The 16,560-nt window shown below is 43.2% G+C and carries 14 protein-coding genes; 11 read left to right on the top strand and 3 right to left on the bottom strand.

What is annotated here, in order from left to right; genetic code table 11:
• Both JWH17_RS24990 and JWH17_RS07440 read right to left on the bottom strand, forming a co-directional pair.
• A partial coding sequence (locus JWH17_RS24990) for an IS1634 family transposase N-terminal domain-related protein (protein ID WP_499776904.1) occupies nucleotides 1-174 on the bottom strand: 174 nt, incomplete at its 3' end.
• A gap of 72 nt (nucleotides 175-246) precedes the next feature.
• Nucleotides 247-780 (bottom strand): hypothetical protein, encoded by a 534-nt coding sequence (locus tag JWH17_RS07440; RefSeq protein WP_205221963.1) that lies wholly within the window; start codon nucleotides 778-780, stop codon nucleotides 247-249.
• Between the two features lie 428 nt (nucleotides 781-1,208).
• Here JWH17_RS07440 and JWH17_RS07435 point away from each other — a divergent pair, with 428 nt between their 5' ends.
• On the top strand, nucleotides 1,209-2,462 hold the full coding sequence (locus JWH17_RS07435) for a hypothetical protein (RefSeq protein WP_205221962.1): 1,254 nt from the start codon (nucleotides 1,209-1,211) through the stop codon (nucleotides 2,460-2,462).
• A gap of 189 nt (nucleotides 2,463-2,651) precedes the next feature.
• Here the strand turns inward: JWH17_RS07435 and JWH17_RS07430 are convergent, their stop codons facing one another.
• Nucleotides 2,652-4,553: a pyruvate kinase gene (locus JWH17_RS07430; protein WP_205221961.1), complete on the bottom strand. Its 1,902-nt coding sequence runs from the start codon at nucleotides 4,551-4,553 to the stop codon at nucleotides 2,652-2,654.
• 452 nt (nucleotides 4,554-5,005) lie between these two features.
• Between JWH17_RS07430 and JWH17_RS07425 the strand changes: the two genes are divergently transcribed.
• The 10 genes from JWH17_RS07425 to nrfH all read left to right on the top strand — a co-directional run bounded on the left by JWH17_RS07425 (nucleotide 5,006) and on the right by nrfH (nucleotide 16,549).
• Entirely contained in the window at nucleotides 5,006-6,550 is a 1,545-nt protein-coding gene (locus tag JWH17_RS07425; RefSeq protein ID WP_205221960.1) for a glutamate synthase-related protein, read from the top strand.
• A gap of 1,056 nt (nucleotides 6,551-7,606) precedes the next feature.
• On the top strand, nucleotides 7,607-8,476 hold the full coding sequence (locus tag JWH17_RS07420) for a phosphocholine cytidylyltransferase family protein (RefSeq protein WP_205221959.1): 870 nt from the start codon (nucleotides 7,607-7,609) through the stop codon (nucleotides 8,474-8,476).
• Between the two features lie 2 nt (nucleotides 8,477-8,478).
• Entirely contained in the window at nucleotides 8,479-9,579 is a 1,101-nt protein-coding gene (locus tag JWH17_RS07415; RefSeq protein WP_232370966.1) for a pyridoxal phosphate-dependent aminotransferase, read from the top strand.
• A 6-nt stretch (nucleotides 9,580-9,585) separates the two neighbouring features.
• Nucleotides 9,586-10,218 carry a CDP-alcohol phosphatidyltransferase family protein gene (locus tag JWH17_RS07410; RefSeq protein WP_205221958.1) on the top strand — a complete coding sequence of 211 codons (633 nt, stop codon included), beginning with the start codon at nucleotides 9,586-9,588 and terminating at the stop codon, nucleotides 10,216-10,218.
• Between the two features lie 21 nt (nucleotides 10,219-10,239).
• The gene (locus tag JWH17_RS07405) at nucleotides 10,240-11,526 is read left to right on the top strand and encodes a hypothetical protein (RefSeq protein WP_205221957.1); all 1,287 of its coding nucleotides are present in this window, start codon (nucleotides 10,240-10,242) and stop codon (nucleotides 11,524-11,526) included.
• A 67-nt stretch (nucleotides 11,527-11,593) separates the two neighbouring features.
• A complete protein-coding gene (locus tag JWH17_RS24040; RefSeq protein ID WP_269755825.1) occupies nucleotides 11,594-11,722 on the top strand; it encodes a hypothetical protein in 129 nt (42 codons plus the stop codon).
• Nucleotides 11,723-11,820: 98 nt separating this feature from the next.
• Entirely contained in the window at nucleotides 11,821-12,666 is an 846-nt protein-coding gene (locus tag JWH17_RS07400; protein WP_205221956.1) for a metallophosphoesterase family protein, read from the top strand.
• Between the two features lie 182 nt (nucleotides 12,667-12,848).
• Nucleotides 12,849-13,154 (top strand): nucleotidyltransferase family protein, encoded by a 306-nt coding sequence (locus tag JWH17_RS07395; protein ID WP_205221955.1) that lies wholly within the window; start codon nucleotides 12,849-12,851, stop codon nucleotides 13,152-13,154.
• A gap of 766 nt (nucleotides 13,155-13,920) precedes the next feature.
• The gene (locus tag JWH17_RS07390) at nucleotides 13,921-14,568 is read left to right on the top strand and encodes a class I SAM-dependent methyltransferase (RefSeq protein WP_205221954.1); all 648 of its coding nucleotides are present in this window, start codon (nucleotides 13,921-13,923) and stop codon (nucleotides 14,566-14,568) included.
• A gap of 1,453 nt (nucleotides 14,569-16,021) precedes the next feature.
• A complete protein-coding gene (gene nrfH / locus JWH17_RS07385; protein ID WP_205221953.1) occupies nucleotides 16,022-16,549 on the top strand; it encodes a cytochrome c nitrite reductase small subunit in 528 nt (175 codons plus the stop codon).
• Nucleotides 16,550-16,560 lie beyond the last annotated feature (11 nt).

Below are 16,560 nucleotides of genomic sequence, written 5' to 3'. Positions count from 1 at the left end.
GTCAAGGACATCTATAGCTTTACACCAGCCGACCTTTTGGCTGTCGTTGATCTCGCCAAGGTAAAGGACCTGCCGCTGACTGACTTTACCACTTGGCAATCTGCGATTTTCTACTATGGACCAATAGTGATGCTCTTTGCCATCCTTGAAACGTTTTTTTGCTCGTAAAAACATATCCTACTCTTGCCCAATATTATCAGCAAAGCAAGGGGGTAGGTCGGCACTACAAGCCATTTTTGCATCCTGCTAACGTAACTTCAAGAGGTTACACTTCAAAACAGGGCGAAAATAGTGAAATCGGAGGTCGAACTGCGAAAGTCGGGTTAGTCCATGTGCGTCTTCACTTGCTACCTGTGTCAAAGCTTGTGATGCCGAAGATGTGGCTACCGTGTGCTCCGAGATTATTTTGTTAACCTTCTGCATCATCATTATCTGCTGGACCACTATATCTTCCATTGCTTTAGCAACAGGCGGAAATATCTGGCGGATTACTGTCTCATCAGTGTCGAATTTAAGGTTGCGGTTGAAGGCTTCCTGTACTCGTGCAAGGTGTTCCTTTGATACCTTGAGTTGTTGTTTGAAATCATTTCGGATGTTTTCAATTTGAGTGATCTCCTCTGCACTCAATGTATTTTCGAATCGTGTAGCCGCAGGTTCGTCTTGGGTAGAGAGGCTGGGAAGTATGCTGGTTGCCATGCACTGTGCACTGATACAAAGCATGCATACTATGCCGATACCGTTTACTATTCCGACGGATCTTATTTTTTTGAGTTTCAACATGATAATCCCATTCATCGTTACGGTTGTTTCCTTGCTTTTTGTCTTATAGGCAAAACATCGGAACAACCAGTCACCTGATAATAACAATCACTTTTGCAATGCAGCTGTTTGTGTATTCTGTCAGCTTGCAAGCGATGATTGCCATTCCTTTTCTTTATTCTTTAAGAGAAGATATCCGGTAAATACGGAAATAATATGGATCAAATAAGGAAAATAATGGGGCAGAGTTGCCTACACCCGGATGGCGAAGGTCTTTGATCAACGAAGATGATTCTTTTTCTTGAACTAGTTGTGAAAAATCTGTAGTTTCGCTGGGCAACTTATTCATCCAACATTCGGGCAAAGCAAAAGATTGGTCTTGGTTTCTTTAGCATCCCATGCAATGTACTATCGTTGCGTTTTGCTTGTGAGCCTATCAGGACATTTTTATGCATACAAATCTTGGCTGGATTGTACTTGGGACACTCATTTTTTACCTCCTGAGTGTTCCAGCTTCTTTTCTTCTTCCATTACCAACGCTGTTCGCCTGGATGGTGCCTATCCTTGCGTGGCGTACTTTAGCTCAAAATGCCCGTCGTCAAGCATTGTTGCTTGTTGTTATTGGACTTGTTGCGCTTTTCTTTTCGGCTTGTAATGGAATCGTTCTTAACTGGAAGGATATTTTTGCAATCAACCTTCCTTTGCTGGCAATGTTTGTTGCTGTTTCCTTTCTTACCTTGACCAATCCCGCGACCGAGGATCCTTTTTTACCGAAGGGCAAAGCAGCCGTCCTGTCTACCGCTGTAGGTACACACCTGCTTGGTGCAGTGATTAATTTATCTGTGCTTTTTGTGTTTGGAGATCGACTGAAAAGAAACGGAGCGCTGAGAAAAGAACAGTTGGTTGTTTTAGGGCGAACTTTTACAGCGGCAGCCTGGTGGTCTCCTTTTTTTGTAGCAACCGGTGTAGCCCTCACATACGCCCCGGAAATGCATTGGAAAGAGACATTGGTGCCGGGCGCTATAATGAGCATTATCGGTGTGAGTTACACCATTGTCGAAGTATGTTTTTTCAGGAAAAAAACGTTTTTTGGCTACCCCTTAAAAAAAGAGAGTCTTGCCGTACCTCTCTTTCTTGCGGCCATTGTAATTCTCGTTCATTATCAATGGCACCAGCTCAGCGTTCTGCTGCTGATTTGTATTCTTGCTCCCTTGGGTACCTTCGTTTTTATGAAAGGCAGGCCGAGGGGCGCAACAATACGTGATTTTGTCGCCAACAAAATATCATCTGTCAGCAGTCCTTTTGCCTTATTTCTTGCAGCTGGAGTGTTTTCTTCGGGCATTAAGTCCATCACCTACGTATATCCGGGACTCTTTAGTTTCGATAATATGGAACTGAGTCCAATGGTCTTTGCATTACTTGCCGGCATTATGATCATTGTCGGGATTATCGGTGTTCATCCGGTTGTAAGTATAGCCGTTGTCAGCCCATTATTGATTCCCCTTAATCCGGATCATTCTCAACTTGGCTTTCTTTTTCTCACCAGCTGGGCTATTTCTACTTGTAGCAGCCCATTGTCAGGGGTTGGGCTGGTCTTGGTCAGCCGGTTTAACGCTCAGCCAAAGCAGATAATTAAAGACAATTTTCTTTATGCCGTGGTGATGTGGGCAATTGCCACACAAATAAACATTATCTTTTTTTGATCGGCCCTCTGCCTGAAGGAAATTTTGCAGGTCAAAAGAATTCAGGATGGCTTGCTTTGCGCTTACGATCTACTTCTGCCAAACGAACCCGGTCTCATGAAGATTGCTCAGTGTGTATCTCTTGAATAAGCAACTGCTGTAAAAGAAAGAAGATGAACACGTAACGACTGGTTCAGGTAGTTGGTAGAATTAATGAGCCTCGTTAGTGAAAAATTTTTCAGCCAGGTGCAATTTTCGAAGTAGCGATCGTTTTTTGGTCTGATGATCCTGCATTCGACTGAGGATTTCTGAAAGGGCACGGGTTGCCTCAATAATGTGCTCCCCTTTGTTGAGCATGATGCATTCAGATCGCTCGCCCATTGCCGCGTCGGTTACCTCCGCCCGGGTCGGCATGCCCTGTTTGGCCAGCCCTTCCAGCACCTGGGTTGCCCAAATAACCGGGACATGAGCGGCTTCACACGTCCATAAAATTTGTTCCTGAACCTCCGCAAGTCTACCGAAACCGCATTCGATAGCCAGATCGCCGCGGGCAATCATTACCCCGCACAGTGGCGTTTCCATTGCCTTTAACAGCATAGCGGGAAGATTATCGAATCCTCTTGGCGTTTCGATTTTCAGCACTATGCCGGGCACATTGCTGCCAATATTCTTGATAGCTGTAAGCAGAGATTCCACATCTTGTACCGTATTGGCAAAGGATAACCCGACCATATCGGCATGGTGTACGGCAAATGCTAGATCATTCAGATCTGCCTTGGAAAGAGCAGGCAGGTGCAGATGGCTCTCTGGGAGATTGATTCCTTTTTCACTACGCAGAGATTTTCCACCAGGACGAGTCTGGGTGATACGTACCAGGAGGTGTTCTGCTTCTTTTTGCTCTATGATACCACCTATGTTTCCATCATCGAACCAAATAGGTTCTCCCACCTGGACATCGTCAAGTACTTCCGGGATTGAGCAGCCAATGGAGGAAGGGTGATAATTGCCGTTTTCATCATAGTAAGCCGAGCGCCCCGGCTCCGTACTCTTGCGAAGCAGCAGTAAATCATTGGGCTGAAGGCGAAGAGTTCCGGCTTTTCTGGGAAGCTCGCCTATGCGAGCTATTTTTTTCTTTTCTTTTGTTTCACTTTTACCGCGTAGAAACAGTTTAGTCCCCGGCGTAAAATAGATGGTTTTGCTGGCTGTGACCATGCAGCCCTTGTCAGCGGCTACTATGACGTTCATTTTTCGTTTAGCTCCCCTTGAATCTACAAGAGAGATGACGTCACCTGCGCGGCAATGCTGCAGGCCACCGCCCTGTACCGGCAAACAAAGACCTGTTTCTGCTGAGGTTGTTGCACAAGTAGTTCCCTGTTGGTGGAGCCAAATGTGAGCAGGGCGAACCACCTGGCCGAGATCGTTGCGTACCGGACGCACTTTCTGCACGGCATTTCCTGGAGTGAGCTTCCCTGTACGAAGTTTAGGGCCGCATAAATCCATGAGAATTCGGCATTTACCAAGCCCTTTCATTTCCGCACGCCTGATGTTGGTTACCATACGTTCCCATATTACCGGTCCATCATGGGCACAGTTAATGCGGGCACAGTTCATCCCATTGGCCATGAGATTTTCGACCAGCGCAAAGTCATCCGCAGTTTGGCTTGGCATAGTTACCATGATGCGTACTCTGCGGTCTGTAGCTGTTGTGCCCAGCAAGGCCTCTGCATTTTCTTCCAACAGTCGGCGACCTTCGTTGTGGCACAATAGAGGCTTTTCATTTGTCTTCCATTCCTTACCCGACAAAGTATGGAGGTGGGTCAACAGGGCATCAACAGTGGCCTGCACCTTCCGTTCCGCTCGACCCATGGAGGAGAGGCCAAGCGCAGAGAGCTGCACCTGGAGTGGCCTCACATCGTGAAGACGCAATGCAAGATAGTGCAAAAGATTGCGAGCGCTTTTTCGGCAACGGGGATGCACTTTGTGTAAATCAGTGTAGCTTGATTCTTTCTGCAACATATCTTTGCGGATAACCAGTAATTCCTTTATCAGCGTCTGGAGGTCAGGAGTCGGACAGGGGAGCCGTTTGCGATAGGCTGGGAGCAGTTTTGTCATGGTTGTTATGGATACATGCAGAGGGGAAATATAAGCCGCATCACCAAACTTACATCCATTTAGGTATGGTGATATGGTGATTGTTTAGTTAATCGTAAAAATTAATCATTTCTTCTCTGCAAATCTTGCGAAAGTGGAAATTTCAATGCTTTTGCAGCTCAGGGCACAAGCATCTCGGCTGACAGCATTATTAATATTTCACATTGTTGGCGATCGACTGGATGGATAAGTTGGGTGAGAAAGGGCGTGCCACACATGAGCTCTTCAGTTAAAATAGCAAACATTATGTCTAGATATTTGGTATAAATGAACTTTTTTAGAACTTGCAGGAGTGCAAAATGATAAAACAAACCACTACATGAGAGCCGATTGGTTCGACTTTTTGTAATAAAATTTGCTCATCATGAGTTGTCGGTTAATCCATTTAAAAAATTAGATACAAGGTGCCCCTCATGTCCTATTCACCGTCTTTGAGTTCCGGATATACTTTTGCTAAGAATCGAAGTTTGTTTATATCCCCTCAATCAGGTATGTGTTCTTTTTGCACCGAAGATTGTGCCGGTACATGCGAAATAGCCCAGGCAGCGGTATTGGGTGCGCAAACTGTTTACCCTATGACCACCGGGAACAACCAGATCGCCTCGGAAAAAGATTATCCACTGGATTTTTCCCATTTCAATATCAACGGACGAGTCTTTGGCGCCCTGGGAGCAGCAGAAAACTGTGAACAGGCAACCATCTTCAACGTAAACCTCGAGCGGACATACGGAACATTTCATCCGGTGAAAATGACCATGCCGGTTATACTCCCAGCCTTGATCAAGCTCAACTGGCAGGATTATTTTGCAGGTGCTGCCATGGCAGGGGTTACCTGTGTCATTGGGGAAGACGCAAGAAATAACGAACCGAATTTACAGATCAAAAATGGACAGGTGACTGATTTCCCGTTACTGGGCGAAGCCCTTGATTGTTTTCGTCAATATGACCGAGGATATGGTCAGATCGTGTTGCAGTGTAATATGGATGACGACCGGGTTGGGGTGCCCAAGATTGCTCTTCAAAAATATGGGGCAGAAGCAATTGAAATAAAGTTCGGGCAAGCAGCCAAGGGGACCCAGCCTGTTAAGCGGGTAAAGGATATAGATACAGCCATCAAGAGACAAGAGCTAGGCGATCTTGTGCACCCAGACCCACAGGATCCTGCTATTCAAAAAGCCTACAATGAAGGAACTTGTCCGAATTTTCACACCTATGGCCGGCTTCCATTGTGGTCCGAAGAATCTATTGTTACACATATCGAAAAATTAAGAGCATGGGGCGCTAAAAATATCTATTTTAAAATGGCAGGGTATGACAGGGCTGATATAGAGCGAGTGCTACGTCTCGGCTGCCTGGCAGAGGTAGATATGATAACTTTTGACGGAGCTGGAGGTGGTTCAGGATACAGCCCTTCAAAGATGATGAATGAATGGTCTTTGCCAACGGTATGCCTCGAAGATGTGGTGGTTCGTCTTTGCACCCAGCTTAAAGCAGAGGGGGCAATTTTACCTGCTATTGTCATGACCGGTGGATTTGCAAGTGAAGATCAGGTCTTCAAGGGACTTGCCTATGGGAATGGATTCGTACAAGGAATTGGATTATGCCGTGCATCAATGGCTGCTGCCATGACCAGCAAAAAAATCGGAGAGCAGATCAAAAGCGGTAATGTACCTGCCGGCTTTAAGCCATACGGGACAACCATTGAAGAAATATTTAGCGACCTTCCTGATTTGCGAGCTCTCTATGGAACGAAGGCAAATGGATTTTCGACAGGAGCAATAGGCGTTTTTTCTTATCTTAATAAAATCGCGTTTGGCTTAAAGCATTTTGCAGCGTTGAATCGTAAGTTTGATTTGGGTCTCGTTAACACAAGCGATCTCATTCCTCTCACCGCAGAGGCTAGAGCACTTATGAAAAATGAATGGTTCGTGCCGGCCATAGGATCAACCGCAGATTAGAAGGGATACTGAAAACATACTAATTCAGTATATAACGTGTGATATCGGCAGCATACTTTTAATAGTCGTACTAATAGTATGTTGTTTTGTTACTAATAACTGAGTGAAAGGAGTTTCGGCGGCTTTCCTCTGAAAAAAATCCTCGCAAACATGGGACACGAAACCCTAGCAGCGCTCAAAAAAGGTTAATGTACGAATCATACCAGTAGCATAGGACACATTTTTACTTTTCACGCGATAGTTTAACGGATCTCAAAAAAGATTGCTAGAATCAAAGATACAGATCCATATTAAGTAAAATCGGCACTGACTTGGTTAACTGATTGTGTTGTGGTATCTGACATAGTGCCTGACCATTTCACATCCAGTTTGTCGAGGATTCTCGGTAGAAAGATACAGTAAGAATGTCCTAACTATAAGGATTTCTAATGAGGTTAACATTGCCACTACGAGCCTCTGCCCCTACGATAACGTTCGTCATCGTAGCTCCACAGTAGGTACATCAAATTAAGATAAAAATGAAAGGCAAGACCTTGCATTCGGCAATCTTCGGGTCATACTCACAGAATCACGAACAGCCCTCAGTAAAAAGGTTAAGGATAAAGCAAACACCAATTTTTCATTGTATTATCAGGTAATCTAAAACTGGTGGCCTTTACCTTTTCTTCCCGTCTTCCTCAATTAGACCAGTACTAGATGGAAATGGAATACGAACTATCTACTTGTAGATAATTGTTTGTCATTGCCAGGTTACCCTCCTACTCTATCTTCTCAAATCTACAAAAAAACGGAAAAACATTGACATGCGAAAGTCGTTGGAGTAGATTGGACATTCTATCTAGTGAAATAGACGTTCAGTCTTCTGATAATTCAACGTCTTTTTTCCAACTCACTTCCTGTAGTAATTCTACTATCAGATTTATGCCCTTCAGCTATTCCCACTGAGCCAATCGGCACAAAAGAAAAGATATATATCATTTTTTGCCAACCTGATTCGCACAACTCCGTGTTGAATCCTTGTAAGGTACAGTTCGGCAATAATTATCGAGGATTACTATGCAAGAAAGAACTCTTCATGCTGGTGTTGGAGGGGGACGGGTACGTACGGCTTTGCTGCTTGCAGCAGGAACCGGTAGTCGTCTCTCTCCGCTAACAGACCTGACCCCTAAATGCCTCGTCCATGTTAATGAATTTACGATCCTTGAAAGACTAGTGCGTTCCCTGCAGGGGTATGATTTCAAGCGATTGGTCGTTGTTGTAGGTCATCAGGAAGATTCGGTTCGTGAATATCTTGGAACACGGGCTGGTGGGATGGAAATATCGTATATAACCAGCCCTCTCTACAAAACTACAAATAATATCTACTCGTTATGGTTAGCCAGGCAAATCATAGATGAGCCATTCATGCTTATTGAAAGCGATCTGGTATTCGACAGCCAAATGCTGGAAGGTATGCTGACACCTGATCGCGTAGCAGTAGCAAAAATACGCCCTTGGATGAACGGTACAACAGTGACCGTAAACAGAGCCAATAAGGTTGACGCATTCCATTGCGGCATCAACAAAACAGAAGCAACTCATTTCAAGACCGTAAACATATACAGTCTCTCCAGGGCCACCTGGGTAGCAGTTTGTGAAAAACTGGACTGCTACATCTCTAACGATTTAGTGGATGGTTATTATGAAACAGTCTTTGCCGATATGGTGAGCGAAGGGTACCTTTCCCTCTCACCGGTATTCTTTGACTCCAGCCTCTGGTATGAAATTGATACTCTGGACGATCTGAGAGCGGCTGAAACCGTTTGTGAACTTTTCGATCCGCAACTACCCACTAATAATTTCATCAGTATTTCCAGTCTGGCAATCCAATCCGCTGGCCTTATGAGTACTGTGCCATCGACCTCTTCGTTAAAGGTAGTTCATTAAGAATGATGCCCAACAAAACACCTACCGCTCAAGAACGCTACAAAGATGTTTCCTGTCAACATGGTGGATATTGGCGTGATGACTTTATTGATCACAACTATCTCTATAACCTTTATTTTCCGCCTGAAGATTTTTTCAACCATTGTACAGAAAAGCTCCATGAGCTGGTCCTCAATTACCCCGTCGCCCAAAATGAGCTTGCGCACCTGACAGGTCAGTTGATTCAACAGCCACCTGAGCAAATCGTGGTAGGGAATGGAGCAGCAGAACTGATTAAGATTATTGCCGGGATGAATCGACAAATGATTGTTCCGGTCCCGTCGTTTAACGAATATGTTAATGCTGCCCCAGAAGGAAAGGTCATCGAATTCCCATTACAAGCGCCGTCCTTTCAGCTTGATGTTGATTCGTTTGCAGAGGAGGCTATTCGAAGGGGTGCACGTATAGCTGTAGTTGTTTCGCCGAATAATCCGACATCACTGTTGGTGCCTAAGGCAGAGCTGATTCGGCTACTGAAAATCCTGGATGAGCATAATTGCATACTCATAGTCGATGAATCTTTCATCGATTTTGCGGAAAATGGTGAGAGTAAAAGCCTTGAAAACGATGTTGGGGACTTCCAGAACCTAGCGATTATAAAAAGTATGAGCAAGGCCTATGGCATCTGCGGAATACGAATAGGCTATCTTCTCACCGCCAATAAACATTTTCGGGCACTGGTCCAACAAGGGCTCCATATTTGGAATATAAATGGGTTTGCTGAAGAGTTCCTGCGACTGGCGCCGAAGTACAAACAACAATTCAAAAAGAGTTGCGAGAAGGTACAGGAAGATCGAGACGAATTTTATACACTCCTTTCGCTCATTCCGGGAATGGTGGTCTATAAGCCGACTGCAAATTATATTTTTTGCCGGCTGCCGGATAGTGGACCATCAGCTCCAGAGGCAACTGAAAGGTTATTTGTCGAGCACAATATATACATAAAACACTGTCAGGGTAAAACATTGCCTGAATCAGATCGTTATGTCCGAATAGCCAGTCGGACCAAGAAGGAAAACCTTGAACTTACACTGGCCTTACAGACTGTTCTTGAACGTGTTTAGGTGAGTATGAAAACATCGCAAAAAACTATACTCTCCTACGCTGGAGATCTTCCAAATATCTGCTCACTGATTGGCCTCTGTTGTACCCTGCTTGCTATATATTTTTCTATACTTGGTCTATTCCATGCAGCAATGATCGGTATGATCTGGGCTGTTTTTTTTGACTGGAGTGATGGTATTATCGCCAGGAAAATGAAAGGCCGGACTGAAGAACAGGGGTTATTTGGGGCACAACTTGACTCACTTATTGATATTGTCAGTTTTGGTGTCTGCCCGGCAGTTTTCCTGCTCAGTTATGGTCATTTCAGTGCCTGGTACCTGCCCGGTGCTTTTCTCATACTTGCAACCGGGGTCATTCGTCTGAGTTATTTTAATGTCTTTGGGTTGGTTGATAAATCGACCTACTTAGGCCTTGCCTTGGACAATAACGTTCTCCTGCTGGCCGTCGTCTTTCTATTTAGTCCGGTGATGAGTCAGGGAGCATTTTCGATTGTACTCTATATCGTGCTCATTTTTTTGGCGGTGTTGAATGTTGCACCGATCAGAACGCCCAAATTTACAGGCAAGTGGTACTTCGCCCTCAGCGGCTATACAGTACTGATGTCGATACTCTTTTCCTGGCAGTGGTGTACCCTTTAACGGTGTGACCAAAGAAATTTTATGAATGCAGAGATGAGAATACCTAAGCCTCGACTGAGGGAATGCATATCGGACAGTGACAATGAACTGGTCGTATTTGGGACGGATAATTTCTCACAGTTTCCGCGTCGTGATGGTTCCATCCGATCAAGCTGTGATCGAGCCCTTCCTTCGGCCTCCAAGTCAGACCTGGTTGTTCTCCGTGGAGATCGGCACCGTGAATATTATAGCTGGCTTCGTTCTTTAGGACTAGGGCCTGACAACGTTGTTACCTACAATCAACTGTCTTCTGAATTCTCTCTAGCACAATGCATTATCAAGAATCCTGAACCGATAATCCAGTGCATAGAAAAGACAGGCAGGAACCCGATATATGTTCCCTGGTTTTCGGGAAAGATGGAAGCGGAAGCCGCGCAAATTATAGGTGCTGATCTTTTTGGCGCAACCGAGGCAGCCACTTTAAAATACAACGAAAAAGCCGAATTCAAAAAAATCTGTAAAGAGCTGGGAATACCAGTTGTCGCGGGAACCACTTTTGAGATCGATCCAGAAAATAGCGACAATGGTTGCGACTTGAGCCGTGTCATCCTCAAACTACTATCAGAACATGAAGAGGTTATAGTACGAGGTACGCTGGGAGAATCGGGCATGTCGTTATACAGAACGGCCGGAGATGATATCCTGAATCTGTATAACAAGATAGCTGCCAGCGGTGAAATGAAAGTAATCATCGAACCATTTTTGGATGTTGTATCAACTCCTAATGATCAATGGGCTATCGGTACCAACAGAACCATTCATCATCTGGGGCTGGCCGATCAGATATGTGAAAACGGTATGGTCCATATCGGTACCCAGAGCTGTCAACCACCAGCAAAATGGGTTTCTGATTATATAATGGATGCATCCCTTACAGTTGTCGAACAGATGTCTGCATCTGGTTATACAGGCGTACTTGGCATCGATTATATTGTGACGGATGAGGGCATCTTTCCTGTTGAAAATAACGCCCGTTTCAACGGTTCAACATTTGTTCGCCTCATCATTGACCAACTTGAAAAAATCCACTTCTCCATTGCATGCTGGAAATTTATCAAGATTACAATCAACCCCTGTTCCTTTACTGAACTCACCGAAATGCTTGGTCCACTACTCTTTGATGGCAATAAGCGGAACTCGGTTTTTCCATACAACTGCGATACGATAGAATCAAATGGTTGCTTTGCTATCATTCTACTAAGCGAAGATTACAATCACCTTGTGCACCTTGAAGATTCCCTTCGTAAAATTGGTATCAAAAGAGCCTGACGAGGAATCCAAGCGTAGCGTTGTACCCACAGCACCAGAAACATCCACACTTATCCGGAGCAAAACAATGGCAAAAGAACGTAAAAGCAACAGAGAGGAAAAGAAAAAAGCAGCCCTGAGCCCAAAAGAAAAAAAGGCAGCCAAGAAGGCTAAAAAAGAAGCAAATGTGAGTATTCTTAAAAACGCGAATACTTAAAAAACCATCCAATCTATAACTCTTTTTAATGGCTCGTCGCCTGTAGCAGTTCTCTTAGTGCCGGTTGACAATTCAATACAAAAGGCAACGTGACAAACATGAACATTCTCCATATTTCGGATCTTCATTTCGGGCCTCGTCATTGGCTTGGTGACGATGATGTCCTGTTGAAAAAAATCAACTCCTACGATGCCGATATCGTAATAAACACCGGTGACAACACGACAGACGGGCTTGAAGATGAATATGCAAAAGCGGGCAAGTTTCTTGATGCCATCAAATGTGAACACGTCATTTCTACCCTTGGCAATCATGACAAAAGAAATATGCGTTTACATGAACTTTTTCGTAAATATATCTCTGATAGAAAAATTATTCGAATATTTGAATCTGGTACAACCCGTAAAAAGCACCTCTTTCTCAAGCAGAACATCACCAGAGTGGATGATCACTTCACTGATGTAAATTTCGTTCAGCTAATTAAGATAAAAGGAATGGCGGTACTGTTGATCAGTATAGATTCCAATGAACTATATTGTGATGACGGATTTGTAGAACAAGAGGTGCTGAACGCAGTATCAGAAAGGATTAACCAAACCAGCCATGACTTGGCACTTCTGCTGACACACTATTCGATATTGGGTACGGATGAATGCCCTTTGAAAAATTCAGCCGTTTTGATTGATTTTGTTCACCACCATAAAATCGAGTTCGTCTTCTGCGGGCATACACATGATCTTGAATTAATGCACACCACTGATTTGTATCAGGGCCACTCTTTTAACCATTTCATGTGCGGTACTCTTTCATCAAGCAATATTGAAAACAATGATAATATGTTCCTCTACTATAAAAATCTTGGAATGGACGATATGAAACTCGTTTTAATCAGGATTCATCTCAAGCATGGTCACATGCATTTCACAGAGGAAACAGTTTTTTAATTTCATCACCAATAAAAGGGAATAGGCTGATCTTCACAATGTCTATCCAAAACAATCACACAAAGCATACTCTGAGACAGCTGCGAAAAAACTCTGGTTCAGAGAAGAAAATATTCATTTGAAACGACCTTCGCACCAAATGTGGACCTTTCTCAAGCAGACAAAAGTAAAACCACACCATAATGGCATCATCAAATTTCGAAAAAGAAAAACAGACCTTACTCGATTACGTCAATGACAATTTCGAGTTACTACGCAACGCCGAATCATCCTTATCAACACTTATACAATCACTCCTGGCAACCTCCCCGGAATTGTCGGGGGCCACGGTCACGTCACGCCTAAAAGACCGAAAAGAAGACATTAAAAAGTTTTCTGGAAAATACCAGTCGGAACTTGAGAAAGGGAAAAAAGCATATGAGATAAAAGATTATATCACCGACCTGATAGGTGTTCGGATCATCTGCCTGTATGAAAAAAACATTTAAGAAGTCGGAGATATTCTTCGGGACAATCTCTATTTAATTGATTCTACCGATAAATCTCAGCTCATTGAGCAGACAGAAAACATTTTTGATTACAAAGGGCTGCATCTTGATATGAAGCTTGATGAGGCACGGGAAGCAATGCCTGAATACAGCAGATATAAAGACATCGTTTTCGAGGTTCAGGTTCAAACCTTATACAGAATGCGTGGTCCGTTCTTGATCATAAAATAAAATATAAAAAAATCGATTCCTCACGGGCTGCAAAGGCGAATTAAGAGCCTGGCAGCGCTTTTTGAAACAGCGGATCGTGAATTTTACAGTATTCAGGAAGAAACAGAGAAGCTCGAACAGATAATAAAGGAAAAATCAAAGAGTACGGATGCCAAAAGTGAAGTGCTGAATGCATTCCATTTCGCTAAAATTTCTGAGACCTATTGCCCTGGAACCCGTTTGGCCTCACACAAGATTGATACGCTGGTCGATGAAATCGTGAAAATGAAGTAGATCACCAACGGCTCTTTTAAAAAAATGGTCCGAGATAATATTGAAACAATAAAGGGATACCAAAAGCTCCTTGATGGGAAACATACTCTGACCCTCTATACAATTATCGGGCATATCAAGTATTTCTGTGACAAGTCGTCATTTGCACATATTTTATATGACAACCAAAGGAACATTTTTGAGAATTGGCTCAAGAAAAAAATCCGTCCAGTTGATCAGGGTTCATTGTTTTCACACCCCATCATCAACTAAAAGGTATTGTATGCCCCCGTTGCGAATTCGTTATCAAACTATTGAGATTGAGGATGTTGATATTCATGTCAGAACGTTATGGGATAATCAACAATATTCGGACCCGGATGGGATTGCATCAAGGCTGGGGATATCTTCTGCAACCTGGCCACTGTTTGGGATAGTTTGGGCGTCTTCAGAAGTGCTTGCACATCTAATGTTTGATTATAAAATTGAGGGGCTTCGGATATTGGAAGTAGGTTGCGGTATTGGTCTTGCCAGTCTTGTTCTTAATCATCGTTTGGCTGATATTACATCTACTGACTATCACCCGGAAGCAGAAGCATTTCTTCACGAAAACACAAGACTCAACAACGGCCCGGATATTCCATTCATACGTACTGCTTGGGGGGATACAAATACCAGCCTTGGGACATTTGATCTTATTATAGGAAGTGACCTCTTGTATGAAAAAGGCCATTCCGCAGAGTTGTCACATTTTATTGATCAGCACTCTAAAATAAACTGCGATGTGATAATTGTTGATCCGGGAAGGGGACAATCTGCCGGTTTTAGTAAAAAAATGACTAATTTCGGTTATTCCATCAGTAAAACGCAGATCTGTCGTGACATTTTGAAGAAAGAGGCAAGTGGGAAAATTATGCATTATCACCGGTAGGTCTTTATTCATTCAATCTTGGCTGTTTCATGGAGAAATGGAAAAAGCCCACAGGTGAAGCTTGTCTCGTTTATTGTGGTATTTCCTGAAATCACTAACAGTGTAAAATTAAAATTTACTCTTGTTTACAAGGTCAGACGCTTAGAAGTACCAGTCTGCGTATAAAAATGTCCTTCACGTGATTGTCAGCTGAGCTAATAAATAAAAAAGAAAATACATTCTGCCGCAATTTTATCCAATAAACCTGGTCCACTTCTGCAAATCAGCGAGCCATCGCAGGTTACGACGTAACTATATATTTGCGCTGGCAAGGCATAGATTGAACACAATATCTACGAGTTAACCTTTTTCCTGAACAGGTGAGTTCAGCAACTGATCCTTGGACTTAACATTGCCAAGTCCAAGATACCAACTTCCTACCTTTCCCCCTGGTTAACACTAATTCCTGTATCTATTCGATAATGTCACCGACAAGCTTGTTCCATATTTGTTTTTTCCCTTGCAACATAGTACTTTCCTATTGGTTCAGGACTTGATTATTTCTGGAGCGAAATTTGTTGATCAAAAAAGGGACAATAGGGGAAATAGACTATGTGTTAGGAATTAGTGTCAGTACTTTTTTCCTGATTATGTAGTTCAAAGTTTCTATTTTCCAAACAGTAACAACGTAGATTTTACCTCTATTAGTAGCATGAGTATAGTATCCTTAATAATCGATTGAAAACAAGCATATATATTTTCAAATGAAAAGGTTGCCAACACAGGCACGATAACGTCTACCTCTGCGTTTCTTCTCCTCAAAGTGATGCAGAGGTTTTCTAATTTTCCTTTATTGCGGTGTTATGCAACGCTGGGGTTGATAGGAGTATGTCGGCTTGAACCTTTTTGCCTGACTTTGTGTGATTGTCGAGGAAATAATACTCACACTTAAGTGCAGACTCCACCATGAGATATAGGGCTGTAGTAAAATGTATCGCATGCCTCGAGTCCATGGCTTGCCTGACCAGGCACTACATTGCTGGTGATTCAAGATTCCCATAAAATGTGATTTTTCGTTAACACATTTGGCATTTGTTCCTGATCATGTTAATAATGTATCTTAATATAGGATTAGAAGTAGGGGATTCTGGTATCTCTTGCGCTCCTAACTGTCAGCCTTAATTTAAAAAGCTTGTAGAAATTCATACCGTATTTGTTCATATAAGAAATCGTCTTGAGTGCTTGGATTTCATTGTAAAATTTTACGTAACTACTCACCGGGTTGGTAACTCTCTGATTTATTATACCTAATACCTGTACGTAGTTACGATTTTGCGATGAATGCAATTATCAATCAACACTTTAAGGAGGTGATATCATGGTGCAAGAACCTGAAACGTGAGGAGGTTCATATATCGTGTTTTTCTTTCTTTTTGTGATTGGTTAAATCACTGAACTCATTGGGATCTCATATATGAAAACAGGTAGATTACTTGCATTCAGTTCAGTCGTTACCTTTATCATAGCTGTTGTAATGCTGGGATATATGGTACACGCATCCAAAGCCCTCTCTTACCTGTCGAAAGACCCCCTTGCCTGTATCAACTGTCACGTGATGAATACCCAGTACGCCACATGGCAGCACAATTCTCATCGCAGAGTTGCCAGCTGTGTCGAATGCCATCTTCCTACTCATTCGTTTGTCGGTAAGTATATGGCTAAGGCCAGGGACGGCTGGAATCACTCTGTTGCCTTTACCCTCAACACCTATCAAAACAATATTCAGATAAGTGAAGATGGTGCAAATCGCGTTCAGGCGAATTGTTTGTCCTGCCATGCAAAACTTGCAGAAACGATTGTTTCCAACAGCGATCGATTTCATGATTTTAATGGTACTACCGGAACGGTGAGAAAATGCTGGGAGTGCCATCGAGAGGTACCCCATGGCAAGGTAAGAAGCTTATCAACAACTCCCAACAATCTTGGGGTTCGAGAACTTTAATTCGTGGAGGA

The organism is Desulfogranum marinum (assembly GCF_016918565.1).
Taxonomy (GTDB): domain Bacteria; phylum Desulfobacterota; class Desulfobulbia; order Desulfobulbales; family Desulfobulbaceae; genus Desulfogranum; species Desulfogranum marinum.
The sequence above is the reverse complement of the archived record's forward strand: the minus strand, read 5'-3'. Positions and strand labels throughout refer to the sequence as shown.

Coding starts and splice junctions, on each gene's coding strand:
- JWH17_RS07440 (WP_205221963.1), bottom strand. CDS start 780: ATGTTGAAACTCAAAAAAATAAGATCCGTCGGAATAGTAAACGGTATC.
- JWH17_RS07435 (WP_205221962.1), top strand. CDS start 1,209: ATGCATACAAATCTTGGCTGGATTGTACTTGGGACACTCATTTTTTAC.
- JWH17_RS07430 (WP_205221961.1), bottom strand. CDS start 4,553: ATGACAAAACTGCTCCCAGCCTATCGCAAACGGCTCCCCTGTCCGACT.
- JWH17_RS07425 (WP_205221960.1), top strand. CDS start 5,006: ATGTCCTATTCACCGTCTTTGAGTTCCGGATATACTTTTGCTAAGAAT.
- JWH17_RS07420 (WP_205221959.1), top strand. CDS start 7,607: ATGCAAGAAAGAACTCTTCATGCTGGTGTTGGAGGGGGACGGGTACGT.
- JWH17_RS07415 (WP_232370966.1), top strand. CDS start 8,479: ATGATGCCCAACAAAACACCTACCGCTCAAGAACGCTACAAAGATGTT.
- JWH17_RS07410 (WP_205221958.1), top strand. CDS start 9,586: ATGAAAACATCGCAAAAAACTATACTCTCCTACGCTGGAGATCTTCCA.
- JWH17_RS07405 (WP_205221957.1), top strand. CDS start 10,240: ATGAATGCAGAGATGAGAATACCTAAGCCTCGACTGAGGGAATGCATA.
- JWH17_RS24040 (WP_269755825.1), top strand. CDS start 11,594: ATGGCAAAAGAACGTAAAAGCAACAGAGAGGAAAAGAAAAAAGCAGCC.
- JWH17_RS07400 (WP_205221956.1), top strand. CDS start 11,821: ATGAACATTCTCCATATTTCGGATCTTCATTTCGGGCCTCGTCATTGG.
- JWH17_RS07395 (WP_205221955.1), top strand. CDS start 12,849: ATGGCATCATCAAATTTCGAAAAAGAAAAACAGACCTTACTCGATTAC.
- JWH17_RS07390 (WP_205221954.1), top strand. CDS start 13,921: ATGCCCCCGTTGCGAATTCGTTATCAAACTATTGAGATTGAGGATGTT.
- nrfH (WP_205221953.1), top strand. CDS start 16,022: ATGAAAACAGGTAGATTACTTGCATTCAGTTCAGTCGTTACCTTTATC.